The 3,812-nt window shown below is 62.4% G+C and carries 4 protein-coding genes; 3 read left to right on the top strand and 1 reads right to left on the bottom strand.

Annotated elements, in window-relative coordinates:
* Positions 1-98 precede the first annotated feature (98 nt).
* The 3 genes from tnpA (at position 99) to tnpC (ending at position 2,627) form a co-directional block, all read left to right on the top strand.
* Complete coding sequence (gene tnpA, locus B215_RS0104320; RefSeq protein WP_026008935.1) at positions 99-563, top strand: IS66-like element accessory protein TnpA; 465 nt, start codon at positions 99-101, stop codon at positions 561-563.
* Complete coding sequence (gene tnpB / locus B215_RS0104315) at positions 560-913, top strand: IS66 family insertion sequence element accessory protein TnpB (RefSeq protein WP_019368398.1); 354 nt, start codon at positions 560-562, stop codon at positions 911-913. The genes tnpA and tnpB overlap by 4 nt, the downstream gene beginning before the upstream one ends.
* A gap of 64 nt (positions 914-977) precedes the next feature.
* Positions 978-2,627 carry an IS66 family transposase gene (tnpC, locus tag B215_RS0104310; protein ID WP_019368397.1) on the top strand — a complete coding sequence of 550 codons (1,650 nt, stop codon included), beginning with the start codon at positions 978-980 and terminating at the stop codon, positions 2,625-2,627.
* Positions 2,628-3,286: 659 nt separating this feature from the next.
* Here tnpC and B215_RS21220 read toward each other — a convergent pair.
* Complete coding sequence (locus B215_RS21220) at positions 3,287-3,721, bottom strand: hypothetical protein (protein WP_152997958.1); 435 nt, start codon at positions 3,719-3,721, stop codon at positions 3,287-3,289.
* Positions 3,722-3,812 lie beyond the last annotated feature (91 nt).

Genomic DNA, 3,812 nt, shown 5'->3' with positions numbered 1-3,812 from the left:
GTAAGCGTCCGACCTGACCCGTATTGCGTGGCAACTTCTGCTGGGCGAGGCGAGTAGCGCTCAGGAGTGTCCTTTCGCACTCCGAAAGGAGAGTGCGGATGGGTCGTATGGATGTCATCACCCATGTGGAGCGTCGCCGGCGCTATTCAGACGCTGAGCGGGCCGCTGTGCTGGCGCAATGCGATGCCCCGGGGGCCACCATCGTGGGCGTTGCTCGGCAGCTCGGGATGTCGCCCAGTCTGATCCATGGCTGGCGCAAGCGGCAGCGCGACATGGCGCTTCTGGCTGGGGAGCCGCTCCAATTTGTCCCGTATGGCGAACTGGCGAGCGGCTCCGATGCCGAGCCCGCCGTGGCTCTTCGGGGCGCCGAGGTGGCTGCGCCATTCCGTGCCGCGGCGCGCGAGAAAGGGCCGACGCAGGAAGAACTGATACGGCCAAGCCCCGGTTTGCGACCTGGCGGCATCGACATCGAATTGCCCGGCGGGGTGCGTCTGTCGGTCGACACCTATGTCAACGAGAAAGCGCTGGCCCGCGTGCTGCGGGTACTGCGGGAAACGGCATGATCTCGCTCCCACCCGGCACCAAGGTGTACCTGGCAAGCAAGCCGGTGAGCATGCGGCTCGGCTTCGATGGCCTGGCGGCACTTGTGCGGCCGCTGTTCGACCAGGAGCCCTATGGCGGGCACGTCTTCCTCTTCCGCAGCCGGAAAGGCAGCTATCTCAAGGCGCTCTATTGGGACGGCACCGGTCTCTGCCTGTTCTCCAAGCGGCTTGAGCGTCATCGCTTTGTCTGGCCGCCGCTGGTGAATGGCGGCGTTATCCTGAGCCCAGCGCAGTTCGCCCTGCTGATCGAGGCGATGGACTGGCGTCGCACGGTGGCGCCGGAGGCGCCTCGATTGCCCGTTCAGATGTAGCGGAAAGCTGCAGAAATCCGCGCATTTTGCTTGGGCGCGAGTCGCTGTTCTGGTATGAAAAGCCATGTCTTCCGATGCGCTGGACATCCCCGACAATCCTGATGCGGTGAAGGCGCTTTTGGCGGCGATGCAGGCCAAGCTCGCAGCCTCCGAGCAGGCGCTGACAGCAGAGCGATCTGCGCATCAGGAAACTCGGCAGCAGCTCGGCGCAGCCGAAAATGCCATCAAGATCACGACGCTGCAGATCGAGAAGCTGAAGGTCCAGCTTGCCCGTTTGCGGCGGATGAAGTTCGGCCAGTCCTCGGAGCGGCTGTTGCTGCTGGCGGATCAGCTGGAGCTTTCGCTGGAGGATCTGGAGGCCGCGCAGGCGCATGCCACCTGCGTGGTCACCGGCGGGACGGCGGAAGAGCCTGCCTCAGAAAGCATCCAGCCGCGCCGTCAGGCGCTCCCTGCGCATCTTCGCCGCGAAGAGGTGCTGCACCCGGCACCGGCAGCGAACGGTTGCACCAGCTGCGGCGGCGCAATGGCCCGGTTGGGCGAAGATGTGACCGAGGTGCTGGAATATGTTCCGGGACGCTTCCACGTCGTGCGTCACGTTCGGCCGAAGCTGGCATGCAAGCGCTGCGATGCGATCAGTCAGGCGCCAGCACCGGGGCTACCCGTTCCCCGCGGCCGCGCCGGACCAGGCTTGCTGGCGCATGTGGTGGTGTCGAAATTCGCGGACCATTTGCCGCTCTACCGCCAATCGCAGATCTTCGCGCGGGAGGGCGTTGAGATCAGCCGATCGACGCTGGCGGACTGGATGGGCCAGGTCAGCTGGCTGCTTCAGCCGCTGGTCGACGGCATCGCCGAGCATGTGATGGCCAGCCCCAAGCTGCACGCCGACGACACGCCGGTTCCGGTACTGTCGCCGGGTAGCGGGAAGACGGCGACGGGCAGGCTATGGGTGTACTTGCGCGACAATCGACGATGGCGTCTCAGTGACAAGCCGGCGGCGCTCTACCGCTATAGCCCTGACCGTAAGGGAGAACGGCCGCGCGAACACCTCAAGACCTTTGCGGGCTTCCTGCAGGCAGATGCCTATGCCGGCTTCGAGAAGCTCTACGCGGCCGATCGGCAGCCGGGGCTGATCACGCCGGTCGCCTGTTGGGCCCATGTGCGCCGCAAGCTGCGCGACGTGCTCGATGCTGATGCCCGCTCCATCGCCCTGGAGGGACTGGTGCTGATTGGCGATCTATACGAGGTCGAGCGGCGGATCACCCGAGATCCGCATGACGATCGCCGCAAAGCGCGCAAATTCTCGAAGCTGAAGGCGCTCGGCTTTTTCCAGTGGGCAGACGGTGTGCTCGCCCAGGTTTCGGCGCGGTCTCCGCTGGCGGAGGCGCTCCGCTATGCGGTTCGCCTCAAGCCGGCGCTCCTCACCTACACGGACGATGGTCGGCTCGAGATCGACAACAACCTGGCGGAGAACGCCTTGCGCGGCATCGCCGTGGGTCGCAAGAACTGGCTCTTTGCCGGTGCCGACTGCGGTGGCGAGCGGGCAGCAGCGATCTACAGCCTGCTTGAGACGGCGAAGCTGAACGGCATCAACCCACAGGCCTGGCTCGCCGACGTCCTCGATCGAATTGGCCGAGGTCACCCCATCAACCGTACGGACGAGCTGCTGCCCTGGAATTGGGTCGACCCAGAAGCCGCTTCGTCCGAAAGTGCGTAAAAAGCGGACCGGCAGCTCGCGCCCAATGGCGGACATTTGTGGTCGCCTGCTTGAAAGGCCATTTAGCTTCTGCAGGGCACCATGTTCAAAAGAACGTCGTCGTGATCACCAACCGCCACCTTCATGGAGGGGAGGTGACGCGGCTTCGCTTCGATAAGAACTAAGCGGTAGCTTTCCACTGGCGAAAGGGTGCCTGCGCCTCGCCTCTCGAACGCAAATCCTGGTTGAACCATGTAGCCGTTCTTACTTCTCTCAGTAAGGACGATTCGGTGAAATGCATTGCCCCCTCCGATCACAACCTGCTTCTCACCCAATACTACCACTGGGGTTCCTGCACCTTTGTAGCATCCAAAGGGAGACGGAACAGGTGGGGTATGATAGAAGCGAGTTATTATAAAGAGGATGGCCCCGACTGTGAGAACTGCGAAAAGGGCAATGCGTTGAAACGGGTTCACGTCTTTGCTGTCGGCGGTCCAACTCATGCCCAGGATGTGCCCCAAATCTTGCTGGGCCACCAGTAGGGGCTGAGGCAGGAGCGACCGCTTCCCTCCCCCGTTCGGCCGTTCGTTCGATCGGTCGCGCCGAGAGCCGCCATTCCAGTGGATTGAGGAAGATTCCTCCAGCGAACGACCGAAGGTGGTGGGGAGCGGACATGACGCTCAGGCGCCAGATTTTGCTAGGCTGAACTTCCTTCCTGCAAAAAACTCCGCGAAGAGTGTTTGAACCTGCTCTGTGCTGAGCGACCGCTCCGGATAGGGCGACATAATGCTTCGTTTGATGCGCTTCCAAATGGAACCAGCAGCACGGCTCTCCTTCACCTTCCGGTCGCTGTAATCGGTCGACAATTCGGCCGTGAACGATGCAAGACTGAAGTAGCTGCCTTTGCGAGTTCTGACCGCCCAGAGATCACCGTGCCGGACAGCTTCGATATAGTGTTTTGGCCCTCGCTCGAGCTTGGCGGATTGTCCTGATGACAGATCAGGCAATCCTTTTAAAGCTGCGTGAAGATCACTCCCTCGCTCGACCATAAATTTTTGATCGAGCGGGAGAGAAAGCGTTGCCGGTTGGACTTCAGCTTCAAGAGCGACGGTCATAGCCGGAACATGTCACGTAGGGCCTAACGTCCGCAAGTGGGCGGGAACGGACATGCCGCTTTCCCTCAGACGGCCTTGGTCGGACGCTTAC

The organism is Sphingomonas sp. ATCC 31555, assembly GCF_000282895.1.
GTDB lineage: Bacteria > Pseudomonadota > Alphaproteobacteria > Sphingomonadales > Sphingomonadaceae > Sphingomonas.
Note: the sequence above shows the minus strand (reverse complement) of the source record. Positions and strands in the feature narration are given on the sequence as shown.